19 protein-coding genes are annotated in these 19759 nt (G+C 72.8%); 12 read left to right on the plus strand and 7 right to left on the minus strand.

Annotation, left to right across the window (positions count from 1 at the left end; translation table 11 throughout):
- Positions 1–6 precede the first annotated feature (6 nt).
- Entirely contained in the window at positions 7–207 is a 201-nt protein-coding gene (locus ACIHEI_RS00550; protein WP_392946695.1) for a type II toxin-antitoxin system VapB family antitoxin, read from the plus strand.
- A complete protein-coding gene (locus ACIHEI_RS00555) occupies positions 204–623 on the plus strand; it encodes a PIN domain nuclease (protein WP_396605129.1) in 420 nt (139 codons plus the stop codon). The genes ACIHEI_RS00550 and ACIHEI_RS00555 overlap by 4 nt, the downstream gene beginning before the upstream one ends.
- A gap of 82 nt (positions 624–705) precedes the next feature.
- Here ACIHEI_RS00555 and ACIHEI_RS00560 read toward each other — a convergent pair whose 3' ends face one another.
- Positions 706–2016, minus strand: a complete 1311-nt coding sequence (locus ACIHEI_RS00560) for a diaminopimelate decarboxylase (protein ID WP_396605130.1) — start codon at positions 2014–2016, stop codon at positions 706–708.
- A 280-nt stretch (positions 2017–2296) separates the two neighbouring features.
- Entirely contained in the window at positions 2297–3928 is a 1632-nt protein-coding gene (locus ACIHEI_RS00565; RefSeq protein ID WP_396605131.1) for a helix-turn-helix domain-containing protein, read from the minus strand.
- Positions 3929–4146: 218 nt separating this feature from the next.
- Between ACIHEI_RS00565 and aspS the strand changes: the two genes are divergently transcribed.
- Positions 4147–5463: an aspartate--tRNA(Asn) ligase gene (aspS, locus tag ACIHEI_RS00570; protein WP_396605132.1), complete on the plus strand. Its 1317-nt coding sequence runs from the start codon at positions 4147–4149 to the stop codon at positions 5461–5463.
- Positions 5464–5469: 6 nt separating this feature from the next.
- Here aspS and ACIHEI_RS00575 read toward each other — a convergent pair whose 3' ends face one another.
- Complete coding sequence (locus ACIHEI_RS00575; protein ID WP_396605133.1) at positions 5470–5955, minus strand: hypothetical protein; 486 nt, start codon at positions 5953–5955, stop codon at positions 5470–5472.
- 183 nt (positions 5956–6138) lie between these two features.
- On the opposite strand from ACIHEI_RS00575, the gene ACIHEI_RS00580 reads away from it, so the two are divergent.
- The 3 genes from ACIHEI_RS00580 to ACIHEI_RS00590 all read left to right on the plus strand — a co-directional run bounded on the left by ACIHEI_RS00580 (position 6139) and on the right by ACIHEI_RS00590 (position 8885).
- A complete protein-coding gene (locus tag ACIHEI_RS00580; RefSeq protein WP_396605134.1) occupies positions 6139–6684 on the plus strand; it encodes an FHA domain-containing protein in 546 nt (181 codons plus the stop codon).
- 73 nt (positions 6685–6757) lie between these two features.
- The gene (locus ACIHEI_RS00585; RefSeq protein ID WP_387638549.1) at positions 6758–7192 is read left to right on the plus strand and encodes a MarR family winged helix-turn-helix transcriptional regulator; all 435 of its coding nucleotides are present in this window, start codon (positions 6758–6760) and stop codon (positions 7190–7192) included.
- Positions 7193–7610: 418 nt separating this feature from the next.
- Positions 7611–8885 carry an MFS transporter gene (locus tag ACIHEI_RS00590; protein ID WP_387638900.1) on the plus strand — a complete coding sequence of 425 codons (1275 nt, stop codon included), beginning with the start codon at positions 7611–7613 and terminating at the stop codon, positions 8883–8885.
- Here the strand turns inward: ACIHEI_RS00590 and ACIHEI_RS00595 are convergent.
- Positions 8882–9412, minus strand: coding sequence for a GNAT family N-acetyltransferase (locus tag ACIHEI_RS00595; protein WP_396605135.1), 531 nt, complete (start codon positions 9410–9412; stop codon positions 8882–8884). The two genes, ACIHEI_RS00590 and ACIHEI_RS00595, sit on opposite strands and share 4 nt — an antisense overlap.
- Positions 9413–9464: 52 nt before the next feature.
- On the opposite strand from ACIHEI_RS00595, the gene thpR reads away from it, so the two are divergent.
- The gene (gene thpR / locus ACIHEI_RS00600) at positions 9465–10001 is read left to right on the plus strand and encodes an RNA 2',3'-cyclic phosphodiesterase (protein ID WP_392946711.1); all 537 of its coding nucleotides are present in this window, start codon (positions 9465–9467) and stop codon (positions 9999–10001) included.
- Between the two features lie 197 nt (positions 10002–10198).
- Here the strand turns inward: thpR and ACIHEI_RS00605 are convergent, their stop codons facing one another.
- Complete coding sequence (locus ACIHEI_RS00605) at positions 10199–11965, minus strand: glycoside hydrolase family 35 protein (RefSeq protein WP_396605136.1); 1767 nt, start codon at positions 11963–11965, stop codon at positions 10199–10201.
- Between the two features lie 95 nt (positions 11966–12060).
- Here ACIHEI_RS00605 and ACIHEI_RS00610 point away from each other — a divergent pair, with 95 nt between their 5' ends.
- Entirely contained in the window at positions 12061–12906 is an 846-nt protein-coding gene (locus ACIHEI_RS00610) for an AraC family transcriptional regulator (RefSeq protein ID WP_387638538.1), read from the plus strand.
- A gap of 393 nt (positions 12907–13299) precedes the next feature.
- On the plus strand, positions 13300–13455 hold the full coding sequence (locus ACIHEI_RS00615) for a hypothetical protein (RefSeq protein WP_396605137.1): 156 nt from the start codon (positions 13300–13302) through the stop codon (positions 13453–13455).
- A 47-nt stretch (positions 13456–13502) separates the two neighbouring features.
- Here the strand turns inward: ACIHEI_RS00615 and serC are convergent, their stop codons facing one another.
- A complete protein-coding gene (gene serC, locus ACIHEI_RS00620) occupies positions 13503–14627 on the minus strand; it encodes a phosphoserine transaminase (protein WP_387638532.1) in 1125 nt (374 codons plus the stop codon).
- A 181-nt stretch (positions 14628–14808) separates the two neighbouring features.
- Positions 14809–15909, minus strand: a complete 1101-nt coding sequence (locus tag ACIHEI_RS00625) for a citrate synthase 2 (protein WP_387638529.1) — start codon at positions 15907–15909, stop codon at positions 14809–14811.
- 392 nt (positions 15910–16301) lie between these two features.
- On the opposite strand from ACIHEI_RS00625, the gene pdxH reads away from it, so the two are divergent.
- From pdxH to ACIHEI_RS00640, 3 genes are all read left to right on the plus strand, one after another.
- Positions 16302–16943, plus strand: coding sequence for a pyridoxamine 5'-phosphate oxidase (gene pdxH / locus ACIHEI_RS00630; protein ID WP_392947228.1), 642 nt, complete (start codon positions 16302–16304; stop codon positions 16941–16943).
- Between the two features lie 185 nt (positions 16944–17128).
- A complete protein-coding gene (locus tag ACIHEI_RS00635) occupies positions 17129–17296 on the plus strand; it encodes a hypothetical protein (protein ID WP_387638526.1) in 168 nt (55 codons plus the stop codon).
- Between the two features lie 86 nt (positions 17297–17382).
- Positions 17383–19743 (plus strand): FxsB family cyclophane-forming radical SAM/SPASM peptide maturase, encoded by a 2361-nt coding sequence (locus tag ACIHEI_RS00640; RefSeq protein ID WP_396605482.1) that lies wholly within the window; start codon positions 17383–17385, stop codon positions 19741–19743.
- Positions 19744–19759 lie beyond the last annotated feature (16 nt).

Below are 19759 nucleotides of genomic sequence, written 5' to 3' on the forward strand. Positions count from 1 at the left end.
ACAGCCATGGCACGGACTGTGATCGACATCGATGACGACCTCCTGGCCGAGGCCCAGCGCCTGTTCGGCACGACCACCAAGGTCGCCACGGTCAATGCGGCGCTGCTGGAGGCCGTGAAGCTGGCCAGGCGGATAGAGCTTGCCGACGCCATCGCCAGTGGGGAGTTCGACCTCCTCGAAACGTCGGGCAAGTCGGCGGCGGCGTGAGCCGAGAGCGCTTCCTGATCGACAAGTCGGCCCTGGCGCGCTGGGGAAAGCCGACAGTGCGGCCTGTCCTCGACGACCTGTCGCAGCGTGGCCTGCTGGCGGTGAGCGCGGCAGTCGAGATGGAGGTTCTGCACAGCGCCCGCAGTGCGGCGGAAGCCGACCGCTTGAGCCATCTGCTCAGAGGGTTCGACTACTTGGCGAGCACCGACGAGGTCTGGGACCGGGCGAAGGACATCCAGCGCCGTGCCCTGTTCCGGGGCAACCACCGGGCTCTGTCGATGGCCGACATGCTGATCGCCGCCACGGCCGAACGGCACGGCGCCACGATCCTGCACTACGACGGCGACTACGACATGATCGCCGCCATCACCGGGCAGCCGACCCGCTGGGTCGTGCCCGCCGGAACCGCTAACTGAGTTTCCGGACCCGCTGTTGGCCCTTCCCCGCGAGTGCTGCGGGGGAGGGCCGTTTGTCTGTTCCGGGCGGGGTCGGCGGGGGTCAGGCGGTGGTGCGGGTGACCAGGTCTTCGAGGGTTTGGGCGGGGCGGAGGGTTTCGAAGTGGACGGTGCCGGAGTCGTCGGTGCGGGCGCCGTATACGGGGGGTTCGGGGAGTGAGTTGTAGCTGAAGTGGTGGGAGGCGTAGTAGGCGCCGGTGTCGAGGAGGCAGACCAGGTCGCCGGGTTCGAGGAGGGGGAGGGGGCGGTTGCGGGCGACCAGGTCGCCGGCGAAGCAGCAGGGGCCGGCGATGTCCTGCGGGACGGTCTCGCCGTGCTTGGCGGCGCCGGACGGGGTGTGGGCGGTGAGGCGCAGGGGCCAGCTGTCGGGCATGAAGACGGTGCGGGTGGCGACCTGGGCGCCGGCGTGGCCGACGGCGATGGCGCGGCCGCCGGCCTGCTTGGTGTATTCGATGTAGGAGGCGGTGAAGCCGGCCTTGGCGAGTACGGAGCGGCCGAATTCGGTGACGAGCCGGTAGCCGCCGTCGAAGAGCGCGGGGGCGTGCCGGCGCAGTTCGTCGACGTAGGTGTCCCAGCCGGGGGTGATCCGGTCGTCGGTGAAGTTGACGGGGAGGCCGCCGCCGAGGTCGATGCCGGTGATCTGGCGGCGGCCGAGCTCGCGGTTGACGCGTTCGGCGAAGTCGACGGTCGCGCCGACGCCGGCGGCCATCAGGGAGAGGTCGATGCCCTGCGAGCCGATGTGGCAGTGCAGCCAGGTCAGCCAGGGGCGGGCGCGGAAGGCGTCGATCAGGCGTTCCGCGTTGCCGGGGTCGGCGAGCGGGATGCCGAACTTGGAGGTGGCGGTCGCGGTGCTCATCGCCGCGATGCTGCCGCCGCCCACCTGCGGGTTGACCCGGACGCCGATCCGGGAGGTGGTGGGGCGGCGGGTGAGCAGGTCGTCGACGCGGGTGAGTTCCTGCCAGTTGTCGATGTTGACGGCGACGCCGAGGTCGAGCGCGAGGGTCAGCTCGCGGCGGGTCTTGGCGGGGGAGTCGAGCACGATCCGGTCCGGCGTGAAGCCGGCGGCCAGGGCCTGGGCGAATTCGCCGGGGCTGGCGACCTCGCAGCCCATGCCGAGGCCGCGGAGTCGGCGCAGTACCGGTCCGAGCGGGTTGGCCTTGGCGGCGAAGGCGTGCAGCACGTCGAGCCGGGCGGGGAACGCGGCGTGCAGGGCGGCGACGGTCCCGGTGACGGCGTCGAGGTCGAGGAAGGCGGCGAGCGGGGTGTCCTCCGGGTCGAGCAGGCCGTGCTGGACAGCCGCGCGGAGGACGAGTTCACGGCGTTCGGCGCCGATCAGGGGCTGGTGGTCGGTCATGGGGCACGCTCCGCGCGAGGTCGGCAGGAAGGGGGACCGGGCCCGGTCGTGGTTCCGGGCCGTGGCTCCAGCGTGCGGTTCGGGGTGCCTTGGTGTCTGTGCCCGCCGCGCCGGGTTCCGGCGGGTGCGGCAGGGTGCGTGCACCGCCGGAGGCGTCCGTTCGGGTGAGGCCGGTGCGGGGCGGCGGTTCGGGCGGGCCGGGGGTGCGCGGGCGGACGCGCGGCGGGCGGGCGGAGGGCGGAGTGGTGTCCGGGCACCGGTTCGGCGGCCCGATGCGGTGTCAGGGCGTGGTGGGGTCGTCCAGCAGCCGGAGTTGGAGGTGGGCGAGCAGGCGGGCATCGGAGTTGGAGACGTCCAGGCCGGAGATCTTCAGGACCTTGTTGTGGAACCGGTTGGCGAAGGTGGTGCGGGCCACGCCCAGGGTGTCGGCGGCGCGGCCGAGTTCGCGTGAGTGGTCGAGGTAGGCGCGCAGGGCGTCCAGCGGGGTGCGGTCGCCCTTCTGCTCGGCGTGCTCGACCAGCCGGGAGACCGAGGTGCGGACGGGGAGCGGCAGGTCGCGCAGGGCTTCGACGATGTGTCGCAGGGCGACCGCGTCGGCGACCTGGTCGACGGTGGCGCTGCTGAGCTCGCCCCGGCCGAACAGCAGCCCGCTGAGGGCGAGTTCGGCGGATTCGCGGGAGCGGGAGGCGTGGTCGAGGCGGTCCTGGACCGGGCCGAGGCCGGCCAGGACGCGGGCCTTCAGGTGAGCGGACAGGTCGGCGGTCAGCCGTCGGCCGTAGTCGGCGACCTGGAGTTCGGCGGTGGGCAGGTCGGCGGCGAGGCCGGCCAGCAGGATCAGCACGCCGCGTTCGCCGGGGAGCAGCAGGGAGCTGCGGCCGGGGTCGGCGGGGTGCCAGCCGGCGTGCCGGGCGAGCCGGACCCGCAGGTCGTCGTCGAGGGGGCCGGCGACGCCGACGGCGAGGACGGCGCAGTGGGTTTCGGCGGGCAGGCCGCTGTGCCGGGCGAGCAGGGTGCCGGAGCCCCGGCCGTCCAGGACGGCGCGGGTGGCTTCGGTGAGCAGTTCGCTGCGGCCGTGGTGCCGGGAGTGGTGGTGCAACAGGTGGGCGGCGGCCAGTCGGGCGGCGACCCGCAGGGCTTCGACGGCACTGTCCTGGAGGGTGTGTCCGTTCAGTGCGGCGACCCAGATCGAGCCGAGGCGTTCGCCGCCGGCCTGGACCGCCACCGCCATCCGTTCCGGGATGTCGCCGGCGGCGCGGCGGTGCAACACCTGTTCGGTGGACCAGAGTTCTTTGAAGAAGCCGTCCTCGGTCATCGCCCGGCGGCGTTCCTCGGGGACCTGGCCGGTGGAGATGGTGAGGATCCGGATCGGGTCGAGGGCGGCGCTCTGCGCGTAGTGCGCGAGGACCCGGGAGTCCGGGTCCTCGATGGTCACGGCGCCCTGTACCTGGACGGCGATCAGGCGGGCCAGTCCGCCGAGGTCGCCGAGCGGCACGTTGGCGCTGTCGGGGACGGGGCCGATCGCGGCGGCGGCTTCCAGGGTGCCGATCAGCCGCGGCCAGTTCATCCACGCGGCGCGGAACAGCAGTGCCGTACCGGCCTGTTCGGCGAGCGCCCGCAGTTCCTGCTTGCGGTCGAGGTTGCGGGCCTCGCGCAGCACCACGCCCGCCGCGCCGGCCGCTCCGGCCGTGCGCAGCAGGTCCTCGGCCTCGGTGCTGTGCGAGTCGAGGCCGGCGGCGACCACCAGGTCGCCCCGGCCGATCGGCCGGTCGAGCGGGTCGTGCACCACCAGCTGCCGGACGGTCGTCTGCGCCCGGGGCAGTGCCGCCACCTCGATCCGGGAGCCGACCAGGTCGATCAGCCCTTCCAGGGTCTGCGGCCGCACCATCGGCCGGTCCCACGCGTCCTCGCCCATCGGACGACCTCCCCAGCTGCGCGTATCGCCGTTCGGCCTTCAACTCCCCCTGGTTTCAGCCGAGTCGGGCCATCCTAGGTTGCTCTGGCGTCGGCGGTGCGGAAAACCGGAAGCGTCGCAGGTGGGCGGGCCGCTAGTGTGGGCGCGTCCTAGGGCGGCTGTTTACCGCTCTATTCGTGGCGCGAACAACGCGCCCGCAACCCAGGGAGTTGCTGATCATGGTACGTACCCTCGTCGGCGAGCTGCCGTCCGCACTGGACGGGACAGTGACGGTCAAGGGGTGGGTGAACACGCTGCGACTGCAGAGCAGGATGCAGTTCGTGGTGGTGCGGGACCACACCGGCATGGTGCAGGTGACCCACCGGCGCGGGGGTGACGGAGACCAACTCGACGAGATCCTGCGGGGGTTGACGCCGGAGTCGGCGGTGGAGATCACCGGCAAGGTGGTCGCCAACCCGGTGGTGAAGCTCGGCGGGCTGGAGATCCTGCCGGAGCGGATCGAGGTGGTGTCGGCCGCCGAACCGGGCCTGCCGATCACCGCGGAGACCGGCCCGGAACAGCGCCTGAACTGGCGTTTCCTGGACTTGCGGCGCCCCGAGCGGCGGCTGGTGTTCGAGGTGCAGACCACCGTCGAGCAGGCGATGCGGGAGGTCGCCGCCGAGGAGGGCTTCACCGAGCTGCACACGCCGAAACTGATGGGCACGGCCTCCGAGTCGGGCGCCGAGGTGTTCAAGGTCGGGTACTTCGACCGGACGGCTTACCTCGCGCAGTCGCCGCAGTTCTACAAGCAGATGGCGATCGCCAGTGGCATCGACCGGGTCTTCGAGATCGGCCCGGTGTTCCGTGCGGAGCCTTCGTTCACCTCCCGGCACGCCACCGAATTCACCGGCGTGGACGTCGAGTTGGCCTGGATCGACAGCGTCGAGGACGTGATGTCCTTCCAGGAGCGGATGCTGCACCGGGTGCTGGCCCGGGTCGCCGAACGGCACGGCGAACAGATCGAGCAGCACGGGGACACCCGCGTCGTGGTGCCCGAACTCCCCTTCCCCCGGCTGACGATGGCCGAGGCCACGGCGAAGCTCCGGGCCGCCGGCTGGGACCAGGAGGGCGTGCGGGAGGACCTCGACCCGGAGGGCGAGCGGCTGCTCAGCGCGCTGGTGGCCGAGGAGAACGGGCACGAGTTCGTGTTCGTCACCCGATTCCCGGCCTCGGTGCGGCCGTTCTACCACCACCGGCCCGCCGACGACCCGACCGTCACCGAGTCCTACGACCTGCTGTGGAAGGGCGTGGAGATCACCACCGGCGCCCAGCGCGAGCACCGGCACGGCCAACTCGTCGCGCAGGCGCGGGAGAAGGGCATGGACGCGAGCCCCGAAGGCCCGCTCGGCCGCTACCTGGACTGCTTCCGCTACGGGATGCCCCCGCACGGCGGCTTCGGCCTGGGCCTCGGCCGGATGCTGATGCTGGCCCTCGGGCTGTCCTCGATCCGGGACGCGGTCTTCCTGTTCCGCGGGCCGAACCGGCTGGAGCCGTAAGGCAGTTCAACTTCCGGTGCGGGCCGACCCGGCCGGCCAGAGCACGTACACCGGCACCCCGGCGGCCCGGGCGGTGGCGACCATGTCGGCCGTCCCGCCCGGGCCGTTGCCCGGCCCGCCGTCCCAGACAGCGACCAACTCGTCTGTCAGCGCGAGCAGTTCGGTGTTCGCAGCGACGTAGGCGGCATCGTCGAGCGCGGCCGCGGGTAGCACCAGCACCCGGTCGGCGGCGGCGCGCAGCCGGGCGAAGTCGGCTGCGGCGGCCGCGGGTTGTGGGCCGGGGTAGGACGGGCTCGGCAGCACGGCGACCAGGCGGCCGCCGCGGGCCAGTACGGCGTCCGCGAACAGCGTGTCCGCGCCCGGGGCGAGGCACGACAGCCCCGTCAACTCCCCGGCGGGGTAAGGCGCGAGGAGCGCGTCGAGGGCGGCGCGCACCGCGCGGGTGGTGGTCGGGGTGAGGTCCATGTGCCCGGTCACGGCGATCACGGCCATGTCGGCGCTCCCTCGTGCGGCGGATCGTGCTGCACCGGATCCTGCCAGGGCTTCGTTGCCGGGCCTGCGAGTTGACGGGGATTTCGCCGAATGGCGCACGGTGGGGGCGCAGTTGAGGACTGCGCAGATCAGGGGCGCGCCGCACGCTGGACAGCCGCGCCCCACCCGGCCGACAATCGCGCCATGAGCGCTCAGGAGTTCGGCACCGAGCTGGCCCGCCCCTCGCAGGGCGAGCGGGACAGCGCGCTGGAAGTGCTGCGGGACGGCGTCGGCAGCGGTCGGCTCTCCCACGACACCTTCATCCGCCGGATGGAACTGGTCCTCACCGCCCGTAGTCGCGCCGAACTCGCCGAGGTGGTCGCCGATCTGCGCACCTACGGCCCGGTCTCCCGGCTGCTGCTGCGCACCGTCGCCAAGGTCTCCTCGCTCAACGTCCGGCTGCGGCAGACCTGGCAGGCCGAGCAGCTCACCCGGCTCCAGCTCCCCGCCCCGGCCGTCGGCCGCCTGCTGATCGGCCGGATGACCGGCTCCGGCCTGCGCCTCGGCGACGCGACGGTCTCCCGCCGGCACGCCGAGCTGCGCTTCGAGGGCGGCGACTGGGTCCTCTACGACCTCGGCTCCAGCAACGGCACCTTCGTCAACGACCGCCGCCTGGCCGGCGGCACCGTCGTCCGCCCCGGCGACCGCCTGCGCTTCGGTCGGCTGGGTTTCCAGCTCAGCGCGGACTGAGTCTGCCGGGCCTCGGGCAGGGTTGATCGAAATCCAATTTTCTTTAGCTTTGGTAATGACGTAAGCTAAGGACATGCCCGAGATGTCCGAGGACGACCTGGTGGCGATCAGCCAGCTGAGGTCGTCCGCGATGCGTTTGGCCCGACGGTTGCGACACCAACGGGTCGAGGAGTCGCTGAGCCCCACCGAAATGGGGGTGCTCGGCACGCTTGCCCGCTGTGGCAAAGCGACGCCCGGTGAGCTGGCGCGCAAGGAGCACGTCCAGCCGCCCTCCATGACCAGGATCATCGCGATGCTGGAGGAGAAGGGCCTGGTGCGGCGCGAGCCGCACCCCGAGGACCGCCGGCAGGTGGTGGTCAGCAGTACCGAACAGGCCGAGCAGATCCTCAACGAGTCCCGCAGGCGGCGCAACGCCTGGCTGGCGGAGCTCGCCCACGGCCTCGACGAGGAGGAGTGGGAGCGGCTGAGAGATGCCGCGCCCGTGCTCTACAAACTGGCCCACCTCTAAGCGTTTTCAGACCGACTCGGACCGCCTCAGGGCAAACGAAGGGGCTCACCGCATCACCGCAACAACCACCAGTGCCACACACCGCGCCGCGGCCGTCGAAACGGCCGCGGCGCGTCGAGGGGAGACAACTGTGACACCGCCGGCCGCCCGCGCCGCCGCGATCCGCACCGCGACCATCCGCACCGACCTCCGAACCGACCCCCGACGCATCAGCGCCCGCCCCGCCGGGCAGCGCACCGACGAACCGTTCGCCGACGAGACGGCCGCAAACGAACCCGCGCCCACCGGCGCCCCCGCCGCGCAGAGCCAGGCACCCGCCCCCACGGGCCTGCCGGGCAGCGGCGACGACGACCCCGAGGAACGCACCGCGGCGGAGATCCCCGCCGCTTCGCCGGGCCGGTTCACCCGCCCGGGAGGGATGTTCTCGTCCCTGCGCATCCGCAACTACCGGTACTACTTCGCCGGTCAGGTCGTCTCGAACACCGGCACCTGGATGCAGCGCATCGCCCAGGACTGGCTGGTCCTCAGCCTCACCGGCAGCCCCTTCGCGGTCGGCATCACCACCGCCATGCAGTTCCTGCCCATGCTGCTGCTCGGCCTGTGGGGCGGCGTCCTCGCCGACCGGCTGCCCAAGCGCCGCCTGCTGATCGCCACCCAGGGCGCGATGGGCCTGCTCGCCGCCGGCCTCGCCCTGCTCACCATCACCGGCACCGTCACGCCCGTCGTGGTCTACCTGTTCGCGTTGCTGCTCGGCCTGGTCACGGTGGTCGACAACCCGACCCGGCAGGCCTTCGTCAGCGAGATGGTGCCCCCGCGCGACCTCGCCAACGCCGTCAGCCTGAACGCCGCCAACTTCCAGACCGCCCGGCTGGTCGGCCCCGCCGTGGCCGGTGCGCTGATTGCCGCGGTCGGCAGCGGCTGGGCGTTCGCCGTCAACGCGCTGTCCTTCGCCGCGGTCATCGGCGGCCTGCTCGCCATGCGCAGCAGCGAACTGCGCCCCGTCGAGCGGATCGCCCGCGAACGCGGACAGCTCCGCGAAGGACTGCGCTACGTCCGGGAACGCCCCGAACTGCTGTGGCCGATGGTGCTGGCCGGCTTCATCGGCACCTTCGGGTTCAACTTCCCGACCCTGCTCTCCGGCTTCGCCCGCGACACCTTCCACGTCGGCGCGGGCGCGTACGGCCTGCTCAACACCGCGATGGCGGTCGGCTCGCTGGCCGGCGCACTGCTCGCCGCACGGCGCGGCGCGCCCCGGCTGCGCCGCCTGGTCTTCGCCGCGCTGGCGTTCGGCGCACTGGAGATCATGGCCGCGTTCGCGCCCGGCTACTGGACGTTCGCGCTGCTGCTCACCCTGATCGGCATCTTCGGCCTGACCTTCAACACCTCGGTCAACTCGGCGCTCCAGCTCGGCACCGACCCCGAGATGCGCGGCCGGGTCATGGGCCTGCTGGTCCTGGTCTTCACCGGCGGCACCCCGATCGGCGCCCCGCTGGTCGGCTGGATCACCGCCGAGTACGGCCCCCGCCTCGGCCTGCTCGCCTGCGGACTGGTCTCCGCCGCGGCCGCCGGCGTGGTCGCCCTGGTGCTCGGCCGGATCAGCGGCCTGCGGCTCCGGTTCGACCTGCACCCGGTGCGGACCCGCGGGCGGGTGTTCTCGGTGGTGCAGAAGAGCGACCTGGCGACTGCCTGCTAGTCGCGCGGGACGCGCTGTTCGAGCACCTGGCCCGGCCACGGGCCGCTCGGCTGGTCGAGGGTGAACGTGGCGGTCCGGGTGAACCCGAGCCGCTCGTACTGCTCGACCAGCCGGCCGTCACCGCCCGCGTAGCAGTCCACCCGCAGCAGGTCGATGCCGCGGCCCCGGGCCTCCCGCAGCGCGTCCGCGATCAGCGCGGAACCGATGCCGGAACCACTGTGCACGCGGTCGGTGACCAGCCAGCGCACGTACAACTCCCGCTCCGGCGCCGGCGGCGCGTACGACGGCGCATCCTCCGAGAGGACGCTGATGCCCAGCGCGTCGCCCCCGCCCGCGGCCCGCTCGGCGACCCGCACCAACTGCTCGCGGCACGCCTGCTCGGCCCGCGCCACCGACTCCGGACGCTGCGACCACGGCACCGACCCCCACTGCCCGGTACGGCCCTGCGCGGTCAGCCAGGCGACCGCGCCGTCGATGAGGGAGAGCAGAGCGGGAGCGGAGTCGGGACCTCCGGTGCGGATGCGCATGGCCTCCTTTCTATCCGGTGGCGGCCGTCGGGCGGTAGGGCACGATGGCGGAATGAGGCTCTTCGTCGCCGTGAACCCGCCGGCCCGCGCCATCCAGGAACTCGCCGACGCGACATCTGCTCTACGAGAACTCCCCGGGGCGGACCGGCTGCGCTGGAGCGAGACGGCCGGGTGGCACCTCACCCTGGCCTTCCTGGGGGACGTCCCGGCGGACGAAGTGCCTTCGCTGTGCCAGAAGTTGGCGGTCGTCGCGGCTGAGCACCCCCGCCACCGCCTGCGGCTGGCCGGCGGCGGGACCTTCGGGGACCGGGTGCTCTGGTGCGGCGTTCAGGGCGGGACGGCTGCCCTGCGACGACTCGCGGACGCGGTCCGCGACGCGCTCGACGTCACGGACGACCATCCGTTCCACCCCCACCTCACCCTCGCCCGCAGCCGTTTCAGGGCGGGCGGGATGCGGGCGATGGCAGACGCGATCAATCACTTCCGGGGGGCGGAGTGGGAGGCCGGGCGGGTCCACCTGATGCGCAGCGAGACGGGGTTCGGGCCTGCGAGGTACACCGAGGTCGAGAGCTGGCGGCTGCGGAGTTAGAGGCGCGGGGAGACTTGCGCGAGCTGGCGGGCGACCGATCAGGGGCGCTGGGGGTACGCCCAGCGAAGCGAGGGGGCGGAACTGCGCGACAAGCGCAAGGCCCGTCCGCAAGGTCGCGATCAAGTGCAGGTCATTGTCCTGCGTCGCGATCTTGCGGTTCGGGTCTTCCGCCTCGCGCAGTTCCCCGCGCCCCTGGGTTACCCGAGTTCGGGGGCCTCGCGAAGCTCGATGCGCTTGGGCGCCGCCTGTCCCAGTTCCAGCAGGGTGAGCGTGTTGGTGCCCTCGTGGAGCAGGGGCTGGGGGCAGTAGAGGGTGACCTGGGGGCCGCGGCGGTCGTAGCGGCCGAGGAGGAAGCCGTTGATCCACAGGTAGCCGTGGTCGCCGTCGGGGACGGCGAGGAAGGTGTCGCCGGTGGTGTCGAGGTCGAAGGTGCCGCGGGCGAGCGTCTCGGGGGCGGGCTCGCCGGGGGTGTAGCCGGCGGTGGGGAGGGGGTCGAGGGCGAGGGGCTGTGCGTGCCAGCCGTGCAGGTACTGGCGTTCGTGGCGGACGCCGGTGATGCCCTTGGTTTCGCCGACCTGGGGGCCGTAGTTGACCCGGCCGAGCGATTCGACGAGCAGGGTGAGTTGGTCGCCGCCCGTGGCGGTGACGTCCGGTGGGGTGACGCCGCGTTCGAGCGTGGCGGCGTGCTTGCCGTTGATGTGGAGGGCGGCCCGGTCGCGCAGGTTCTCGACGGTGACCGGCTGGTCGGAGCTGATCGTGGGCACCGTCGTGGTGTAGCGGATCAGGCCGTGTTCCAGCCCGAGGTCTTCGAACAGCGGCGGTACGGGCGAGGCGACGGCGTCCCCGAACGGCAGTTCGGCGATCTCGTTGAGCGCGACCTCGCGAGCGGCCAACACCGGTACAGCGGGCGGCAGTTCGGCGACCCGGTCGTCCAAGTAGTGCACCAGTGACGGGTTTTCGGCGGCGAAGTCGGCGATGACCTGCTGGAAGGCGTGGAACTTGGGGCTGGGCAGGCCGCGTTCGTCGAGGGCGGCGTCGTAGTCGTAGGAGGTGGTGGTCGGCTGGTACGGGGAGTGCGTCCAGTCGGTGGAGTTGAACGGCGCGTCCTCGTGGTTGGCGCCGGCGGTGGTGCCGAAGTTGGTGCCGCCGTGGGCCATGTACAGGTTGACGGAGCCGCCGGCGGCGAGGATGCGGCGCAGCGAGTCGGCGGCGTCGGCGGCGTCGCGGGTGTGGTGGGGCTTCGCCCAGTGGTCGAACCAGCCGTTCCAGAACTCCATGCAGAACGGCGGGTCCTGGGGGCGGTGGCGGCGCAGCGTCTCGAACGCGGTCTCCGGGTCGGAGCCGAAGTTGACGGTGGCCAGGATGCCGGGGACGGTGCCACCGCCGAGCATGTGGTCCTCGGGGCCGTCGGAGGTGAACAGCGGGACGGTGATGCCGCGCTCGCGCAGGCCGCGGGCCAGGTGGTCGAGGTACAGGTGGTCGCTGCCGAACGAGCCGTACTCGTTCTCGACCTGGACCATCAGCACGGTGCCGCCGGGCCGCCCCCACTGGCGTTCGACGACCTGCGGCAGCAGCACGTCGAAGAACGCGTCGACGGCGGCCAGGTACTCCGGGTCGCTGGTGCGGGCGCGGCGCCCGACCTTGGCGGTCAGCCAGCCGGGGAGGCCGCCGTTGTCCCACTCGGCGCAGATGTAGGGGCCGGGCCGGACGATCGTCCACAGGCCCTGGCGGTGCGCCTCGTCGAGGAACGCGCCGAGTTCGTCCAGGCGCTCGAAGCGGCCGGGGGAGGGTTCGTGCAGGTTCCACGGCACGTACGTCTCGACGGTGTTCAGCCCCATCGCGCGCAGCGCGGCAAGGCGGGCGGGCCACTGCTCGGGGCGGGTGCGGAAGTAGTGCATCGCGCCGGAGAGGATGCGCAGCGGGCGGCCGTCGAGGCGGAAGCCGGTCGAGTCGTAGGTGAGCATGCGTCCTAGCCTGCTGGAACGCACCGGCCCGGACCATGGACAAAGCCCGGCGGCGTGTTGGACTTGTCCGGGAGGAAATCCGCGGACGGAGGACGATGGAGCGCTGGTGGCACTACCTGACGCCGGGGCCGGCGCAGTTGGGCACCGGCCTGGCGTGCCTGGGCGTGGGCCTGCAGCGCGGGCGGCTGCCGGTGGTCGGGCCGCGGGTGCTGGACCACTGGGTGGCGGTGGTGGTCGGTTCGGGGCGCGGCTGGTACGCGCTGCCGGGCGGCCGGCGGCTGCCGGTGGTGGCGCCCGCGGTGCTGTGGCTGCGGCCGGGGGTGCCGCACCACTACGGGCCGGACGCGGACGGCTGGGCGGAGTCCTTCGTGGACTTCACCGGCGCGGGCACCGCCGGGTACGCCGAGCTGGGCCTGCTGCCGGAGGCCGAGGTGGTGCCGCTGGATTCCGCGGAGACCGCGCTGCGGGTGATCGCCCGGATCGCGGCGGTCTGCCGCCGGGGCGGGCCGACGGCCGGCCCGGAGGCGTCGGCGGCGGTCCACGAGCTGCTGGTGGAGCTGCACCGGCACCGGGCCGACCTGGGCCCGGAGGGCGCCCCGGTGATGGAGGTGCTGCGCCGGGACGCCTGCCTGCCGCTGTCGGTGGCCGAGCACGCCCGGCGGGTCGGCATGGGCGTGGAGGAGCTGCGCCGCGCGGTGCGCGCGCAGGGCGCGACCAGCCCGAAGGAGTACCTGCTCACCGTCCGTCTGAACGAGGCCAAGCACCTGCTGGCGGCCAGCGAACTGCCCGTCTCCGCGGTGGCCCGCCGGGTCGGCTACCAGGACCCGGCGTACTTCACCCGCTTGTTCACCCGCCGCGTCGGCGTCGCCCCGACGGTCTTCCGCCAGCGCGAGTACCGCGGCGGTGCCCTGCCCGCGAAGCAGGGGCCGGAGCCCGGGTAGGTCGGGCGACCGACTAGTCTCGAAGCGTGGACCCGAAGACCCGTATGCGGATCGTCACCGGCGCGTTCGTCCTGCTGCTCGCCGTAGTGATCATCAGCGCCCTCGTGCAGAAGTAGCCCCCAGGCCGTTCCGGCGTTGGGGGCCGGTTCGCGGGCGGTCGATCCGTAGGGTGGGGCGCGGCGCGGGCCCGGCCGTGGGGCCTGCCGCGACGCAGGGGGCTTCCATGGAGTACACCCGCGTACGCGATCGGCGACCTGGCCGACCTGCCGGAGGCCGACATGGCGGGCTTCGCCGTGCAGCACGCCGAGGTGGTGGCGAAGAACATCTCCGCACATCTCCGCGCAGCTGCGCGACGAGCCGTCGACCGAGGCCTACCGTCCGCTCGGCCACCCGATGATCCTGCTGCCGCTGGGCAGCGGCGGCGGCGTGGGCCAGTTGCCCTCGCCGGACGGCCCGTTCGCCGCGCCGGCCGCGATGGTCGCCGAGTTCAAGGGCGCCGGCCTGTCCGCCGGCCGCTTCCTCGGCCAGTTCGGCCCCAACGCGGCATGAACGAAGGCCCTGGTCCGCGGACCAGGGCCTTCGAGGGCGACGGGGTGTCAGTCGTTCAGGTGCTCGACCACGTAGTCGATCGCGCCGGTGAGCTTCTCGACGTCCGCCGGGTCGATCGCCGGGAACATCGCGATGCGCAGCTGGTTGCGGCCGAGCTTGCGGTACGGCTCGGTGTCCACGATGCCGTTGGCACGCAGTGCCTTGGCGACCGCGGCGGCGTCCACCGACTCGTCGAAGTCGATGGTGCCGACGACCTGCGAGCGCTCCTCCGCCTTGGCGACGAAGGGCTGCGCGTAGGGGGACTTCTCGGCCCACGCGTACAGGATCGAGGACGACTCGGCGGTGCGGGACACCGCCCAGTCCAGGCCGCCCTGGCCGTTCATCCACTCCAGCTGGTCGGCCAGCAGGAAGAGGGTGGAGAGGGCCGGGGTGTTGTACGTCTGGTCCTTCGAGGAGTTGTCGATCGCGGTCGGCAGGTCGAAGAACGGCGGGATGTACCGGCCGGAGCCGGCGATCTCCGCGGCGCGCTCCAGGGCGGCCGGGGAGAAGGTGGCCAGCCACAGGCCGCCCTCGGAGGCGAAGGACTTCTGCGGGGCGAAATAGTAGACGTCCGTCTCGCGGATGTCGACGGGCAGGCCGCCGGCGCCGGAGGTGGCGTCGACCAGCACCAGCGAGCCGGCGTCCGCGCCCTCGGGGCGGCGGATCGGCATGGCGACACCGGTGGAGGTCTCGTTGTGGGTGAGCGCGTAGACGTCCACCCCCGCCTCGGCGACCGGCAGCGGGTGGGTGCCCGGCTCGGTCTTGATGACGGTCGGTTCGGCCAGCCACGGGGCGGCCTTCACGGAGGAGGCGAACTTGGAGGAGAACTCGCCGAAGTTCAGGTGCTGCGACTTCTCGCGCACCAGGCCGAACGCGGCGATGTCCCAGAACGCGGTGGAGCCACCGTTGCCGAGCACGACCTCGTAGCCCTCGGGCAGCGAGAACAGTTCGGCGACGCCCTGGCGGACGCGCTTCACGATGTTCTTGACCGGGGCCTGACGGTGGGAGGTGCCCAGCAGGGAGGTTCCGGTGGCGGCGAGGGCACTCAAGGCCTCGGGGCGCACCTTGGAGGGGCCGCAGCCGAAGCGGCCGTCGTTGGGCAGATTGTCGGCGGGGATCTGAATCTGAGCCACACCCGCACCCTATCGCCCCGAATTGCCCGGCTGTACGGCCGTCCGGCGGCTGAGACGCGATCTTCGTGGCACCGGACAGCGCTCACCGGGGCGCGCGCCGCCCCTGGTCAGGGGTGGTGCGCGCGCCCGGGGGCGGTGTCACGGATGCTGACGGGCCGTCAGGTGTTCACCTGATCGGGTGTCAGCGGGCGATCTGGTCCCAGCCCTCGATCTCCTGCGGCGTGCGGGAGCCGGGGCCGATGTAGCGGGCGGCCGGGCGGACCAGCCGGCCGGTGCGCTTCTGCTCCAGGATGTGCGCGGACCAGCCGGCGGTGCGGGCGCAGGTGAACATCGAGGTGAACATGTGCGCCGGGACCTCGGCGAAGTCCAGCATGATGGCGGCCCAGAACTCGACGTTGGTGGCCAGCACGCGGTCGGGGCGGCGGTTGTGCAGCTCCTCCAGCGCGGCCTTCTCCAACGCCTCGGCGATCTCGAAGCGCGGCGCGCCGAGCTCCTTGGCGGTGCGGCGCAGCACTCGGGCGCGCGGGTCCTCGGCGCGGTAGACACGGTGGCCGAAGCCCATCAGGCGCTCGCCCTTGTCGAGGGCCTTCTTCACGTAGCCGGCCGCGTCGCCGGTGCGCTCGATCTCCTCGATCATGCCGAGCACCCGGGACGGCGCGCCGCCGTGCAGCGGGCCGGACATCGCGCCGACCGCGCCGGACAGCGCCGCGGCGACGTCGGCACCGGTGGAGGCGATCACCCGGGCGGTGAAGGTGGAGGCGTTCATGCCGTGCTCGGCGGCGGACGTCCAGTAGGCGTCGACGGCCTTGACGTGCTTCGGGTCCGGCTCGCCGCGCCAGCGGATCATGAACCGCTCGACGATGGTCTCGGCCTTGTCGATCTCGCGCTGCGGCACCATCGGCAGGCCCTGGCCGCGGGCGGACTGGGCGACGTAGGACAGCGCCATCACGGCGGCCCGGGCGAGGTCGTCGCGGGCCTGCTCGGCGGAGATGTCCAGCAGCGGCTTGAGGCCCCAGACCGGGGCGAGCATGGCGAGCGCCGACTGCACGTCGACCCGGATGTCGCCGGAGTGGACCGGGATCGGGAACGGCTCGGCCGCCGGCAGCCCGGGGGCGAACCGGCCGTCCACCAGCAGGCCCCAGACGTGACCGAAGGAGACCTGGCCGACCAGGTCCTCAATGTCCACCCCGCGGTAGCGGAGCGCGCCGCCCTCGCGGTCGGGTTCGGCGATCTCGCTCTCGAAGGCGACGACACCCTCAAGGCCGGGTACGAAGTCCGACATGTAGAACGGCTCCTTCAGTGATCCGACACGACGTGCGGCCGTGGTGGGGCGGCACGCCGGTGACCGATGGTGGTTGGCACTCGGTGTCAGAGTGGCAGGCACGGAGTGCATTGCGCCATACACCACGACGGTGATGTTTCCCCCACGCGCCGCTCGAACCCCTGCCGCCCCGCGCGTTGTCGGCGGATTTTCCGGGACACTCCTGCCGAAATCCGGACGATTCACCGGGCGGTGGCGGCCGCGCATCCCGACTCCGGGTGTTTGCGCGGACGTAGCGGCGCTCGGCGCTTGTCGTACGGGATGATGTTGGCGTGCCTACCGCGGAACGCCACAGTCACCCGAACGCCCTGTCCACGCCGGCCGGGGAGCGGCCCGTGCCGGACCTGACCGTGATGCGCAAGCATTACCAGCACGAGGGCCTGGCCGAGGACCAGTTGGCCGAGGACCCGTTCCGGCAGTTCGCCCGCTGGTTCCACGAGGCCGTCGAGGCGGGCGTGGTCGAACCCAACGCGATGGTGGTCTCCACCGCCGACGCCGACGGCCTGCCGTCCTCCCGCACCGTGCTGCTCAAGGGCTACGACCCGCGCGGCTTCGTGTTCTTCACCAACTACGGCTCCCGCAAGGGCACCGACCTGGCCGCCAACCCGAACGCCTCGCTGCTCTTCCCCTGGATCGGACTGGCGCGCCAGGTGGTGATCGGCGGCCGGGTGGAGAAGGTCGGCCGGGACGAGACCGCCGCCTACTTCCGGACCCGCCCGCACGGCTCCCAGCTCGGCGCCTGGGCCAGCGAACAGTCCAGCCCGGTGGCCGGCCGCGAGGTGCTGGAGCGGCGCTACGCCGACCTCGCGGCCCGCTACCCCGAGGGCGAGGGCGTCCCCGTCCCGCCGTTCTGGGGCGGCTACCGGGTCGTCCCGCGCACCGTCGAGTTCTGGCAGGGCCGCGAGAACCGCCTCCACGACCGCCTCCGCTTCGTCGCCGAGGGCCCCGGGGGCGCGGAGGGCGGCGGGTGGCGGGTGGAGCGGCTCTGTCCCTGACGGAGTGTCAAGTTTGCTGCCCCGCAAGTCAACCAGGTGGAGTAACCTGCCCCTCTGACGGGCTAAAAAACTAGTGGTTTGGACCACTGAAAGCTGGGTAGCGGCGTTAGAGTCGCTCCGGGTGAAATTCTCGGCACAGGACGCCGAGGCCTGTCTCGCGCCGACAGGCGCAGAAACGAGTCATCATGGTCGCCGCCACCAAGCCCGCCGACAGCGCGCGCGTCGAGGAGTCTCCCTCGCTGGCAGCTCTGGCCTCCATCGGTGCCGAAGAGCTCACCGCCGAGCTCTATCGTGCCCTCCCGGGCGGTGAGTCCGGCCAGGTGGCCGTCGCCGCCTTCAACTCATCCATCTGACCGGCCGACCGAGCGCAATCCGACGCGACGTCACCCCGATACCCGTGCCGCGCCCGCTGGTGCCGTTCTCGCAGTTCGTGATCAAGATGCACGCCCGTTGCGATCTTGCCTGCGACCACTGCTACGTGTACGAACACGCCGACACCAGCTGGCGCGGCAAGGCCCGCGCCAGTCATGAGGCGGTGCTCGCCCGTACCGCCGAACGGATCGCCGAACACGCCCGCACCCACCGGCTCGCCGCCGTCCACGTGGTGCTGCACGGCGGCGAACCGCTGCTAGCCGGACCCGCCCTGCTCGGCCGCGCCGCCGAACTGCTGCGCGCCGCCCTGCCCGCCGACTGCGCCCTCGACCTGCGCATCCACACCAACGGCGTGCTGCTCTCCCCCCGCTTCCTCGACCTGTTCGCCACCCACGGCATCAAGGTCGGCATCTCACTGGACGGCGACAAGGCCGCCAACGACCGGCACCGCCGGTTCGCCGACGGCCGCAGCAGCCACGCCAAGGTGCTCGCCGCCGTCGAACTGCTGCGCCGCCCCGCCTACCGGCACCTGTACGCGGGCCTGCTGTGCACCATCGACGTGGAGAACGACCCCGTCGCGGTGCTGGACGCACTGGTCGCCCTGGAGCCGCCCCGGGTGGACTTCCTCCTGCCGCACGCCACCTGGGAGCAGCCGCCGAAACGGCCCGAAGGCCTCGGCGAAACCCCTTACGCCGACTGGCTGTTGGCGGTCTACCGGCGCTGGGAGGAACTCGGTCGGCCCGTCCCGGTGCGCACCTTCGACTCGGTGCACCGCACACTGCGCGGCCGCTCCAGCCTCACCGAGTCGCTCGGCCTCGACCCCGCCGACCTGGTGGTGGTGGAGACCGACGGCAGTTTCGAGCAGGCCGACAGCCTGAAGACCGCCTACGACGGGGCGCCGGAGACGGGGTTCACGGTGTTCGACAACACCCTGGACCAGGTCGCCGAACACCCCGGCATGGTCGAACGACAGTCCGGGCTGGCCGGGCTCGCCGAGGAGTGCCGCGGCTGCCCCGTGGTCCGCTCCTGCGGCGGCGGCCTGTACGCCCACCGCTACCGGGGCGACGGCTCCGGCTTCCGCAATCCCTCCGTCTACTGCGGTGACCTGATGCGACTGATCACCACCATCCGCGACCGGATGGCCCCCGCCGTTGTCGTCCCCGCCCAGGACGCGCCCGGTGCGACGCTGACCGACGGCCAGCTCGACGAACTCGCCGCCGGGTACGGCGGCGCCGACACCGTCCGCGCCCTGGCCCGCGCCCAACTCGGCCTCACCCGGCGACTGGTGGCCGCCGTCGGGACCGGCTCCCCGGCCTGGGCGCTGGTCACCTCACTGGACGGCGGCGACACCCCGGCACTGGACGCCGTGCTCGCCCACCCGTACACCCGGGCCTGGGCGGTGCGCTGCCTGCAGGGCGACACCGCGCGCGCCGACCTCGGCGGGATGGCCGAGGTGGCCGCCGCCGCCTCGGTGCGCGCCGGGCGCGCCTTCGAACTGGCGCTGCCGGTGCGCGGCGGCGCCGTCCACCTGCCCACCCTCGGGCGGGTGCTGGTCGGCGGCGCGGGCGAGCGCGTGGTGACCGGCGACGCGGAGGGCTTCACCGTCGGCGGCCGGCGGATCGGCCCCGACACCCCCGCCGACGCGCACTGGCAGCCGGTGCGGCGGATCGCGCTCGCCGACGGCTGGACGCCGGCCCTGGAGGACACCGACCCGCAGCGCGACAGCCACCAGTGGCCGGTCGAGGACCGGCTGGCGGACGCCGAGTACCTGGCCTGGGGCGGGGCGCTGCGCGAGGCCTGGGAGCTGATCGGCCGCGACCTGCCCGGCCACGCGCCCGGCATCCGGGCCGGCCTGTCCACCCTCACCCCGCTGCGGCCCGGCCCGGCCGGCCGCGACGTGTCCGCCGCCGCCCGGCAGGCGTTCGGGGCGGTCGGCATCGCCCGGCCCGCCACCGCACCCACCCTCGCGCTGCTGATCGCGCACGAGTTCCAGCACGTCAAGCTGGGCGCGGTACTGGACTTCCACGACCTGTACGACCGGACCGACGAGCGGCTGTTCCACGCCCCGTGGCGGCCCGACCCGCGCCCGCTGGAGGGCCTGTTCCAGGGCACCTACGCGCACCTCGCGGTGACCGAGTTCTGGGCCACCCGGGTGCGGGCCTACGACGGGCTGCGCAACGGCCCCGCCCAGCACGCCCGGGTCCAACTCGCCACCTGGCGGGCACACACCGCCGCCTCCATCGCCACCCTCGCCGACTCCGGCGCCCTCACCCCCCTCGGCGCCCGCTTCACCGACCGCATGCGCACCGCCGTCGAACCCTGGCTCACCGTCCCGGTCGGCGCCGCCGCCGAGACCGCGGCCCGGGAGGCCGCCGCCGAGAACCTGGCCCAGTGGCAGGCCCGCACGGCCGCAGCGGGGCCGCGCTGAACCTGCGCCGATTCGA

The organism is Kitasatospora sp. NPDC051984, assembly GCF_044593455.1.
GTDB lineage: Bacteria > Actinomycetota > Actinomycetes > Streptomycetales > Streptomycetaceae > Kitasatospora.

Bases quoted from the DNA above. Each gene is read 5' to 3' on its own strand.
- pdxH (WP_392947228.1), top strand. From the start codon at position 16,302: ATGCGCAAGCATTACCAGCACGAGGGCCTGGCCGAGGACCAGTTGGCC.
- ACIHEI_RS00590 (WP_387638900.1), top strand. From the start codon at position 7,611: ATGTTCTCGTCCCTGCGCATCCGCAACTACCGGTACTACTTCGCCGGT.
- ACIHEI_RS00625 (WP_387638529.1), bottom strand. From the start codon at position 15,909: ATGTCGGACTTCGTACCCGGCCTTGAGGGTGTCGTCGCCTTCGAGAGC.
- aspS (WP_396605132.1), top strand. From the start codon at position 4,147: ATGGTACGTACCCTCGTCGGCGAGCTGCCGTCCGCACTGGACGGGACA.
- ACIHEI_RS00595 (WP_396605135.1), bottom strand. From the start codon at position 9,412: ATGCGCATCCGCACCGGAGGTCCCGACTCCGCTCCCGCTCTGCTCTCC.
- ACIHEI_RS00585 (WP_387638549.1), top strand. From the start codon at position 6,758: ATGCCCGAGATGTCCGAGGACGACCTGGTGGCGATCAGCCAGCTGAGG.
- ACIHEI_RS00580 (WP_396605134.1), top strand. From the start codon at position 6,139: ATGAGCGCTCAGGAGTTCGGCACCGAGCTGGCCCGCCCCTCGCAGGGC.
- thpR (WP_392946711.1), top strand. From the start codon at position 9,465: ATGAGGCTCTTCGTCGCCGTGAACCCGCCGGCCCGCGCCATCCAGGAA.
- ACIHEI_RS00565 (WP_396605131.1), bottom strand. From the start codon at position 3,928: ATGGGCGAGGACGCGTGGGACCGGCCGATGGTGCGGCCGCAGACCCTG.
- ACIHEI_RS00635 (WP_387638526.1), top strand. From the start codon at position 17,129: ATGGTCGCCGCCACCAAGCCCGCCGACAGCGCGCGCGTCGAGGAGTCT.
- ACIHEI_RS00575 (WP_396605133.1), bottom strand. From the start codon at position 5,955: ATGGCCGTGATCGCCGTGACCGGGCACATGGACCTCACCCCGACCACC.
- ACIHEI_RS00550 (WP_392946695.1), top strand. From the start codon at position 7: ATGGCACGGACTGTGATCGACATCGATGACGACCTCCTGGCCGAGGCC.
- ACIHEI_RS00605 (WP_396605136.1), bottom strand. From the start codon at position 11,965: ATGCTCACCTACGACTCGACCGGCTTCCGCCTCGACGGCCGCCCGCTG.
- ACIHEI_RS00560 (WP_396605130.1), bottom strand. From the start codon at position 2,016: ATGACCGACCACCAGCCCCTGATCGGCGCCGAACGCCGTGAACTCGTC.
- ACIHEI_RS00640 (WP_396605482.1), top strand. From the start codon at position 17,383: ATGCACGCCCGTTGCGATCTTGCCTGCGACCACTGCTACGTGTACGAA.
- ACIHEI_RS00610 (WP_387638538.1), top strand. From the start codon at position 12,061: ATGGAGCGCTGGTGGCACTACCTGACGCCGGGGCCGGCGCAGTTGGGC.
- ACIHEI_RS00615 (WP_396605137.1), top strand. From the start codon at position 13,300: ATGATCCTGCTGCCGCTGGGCAGCGGCGGCGGCGTGGGCCAGTTGCCC.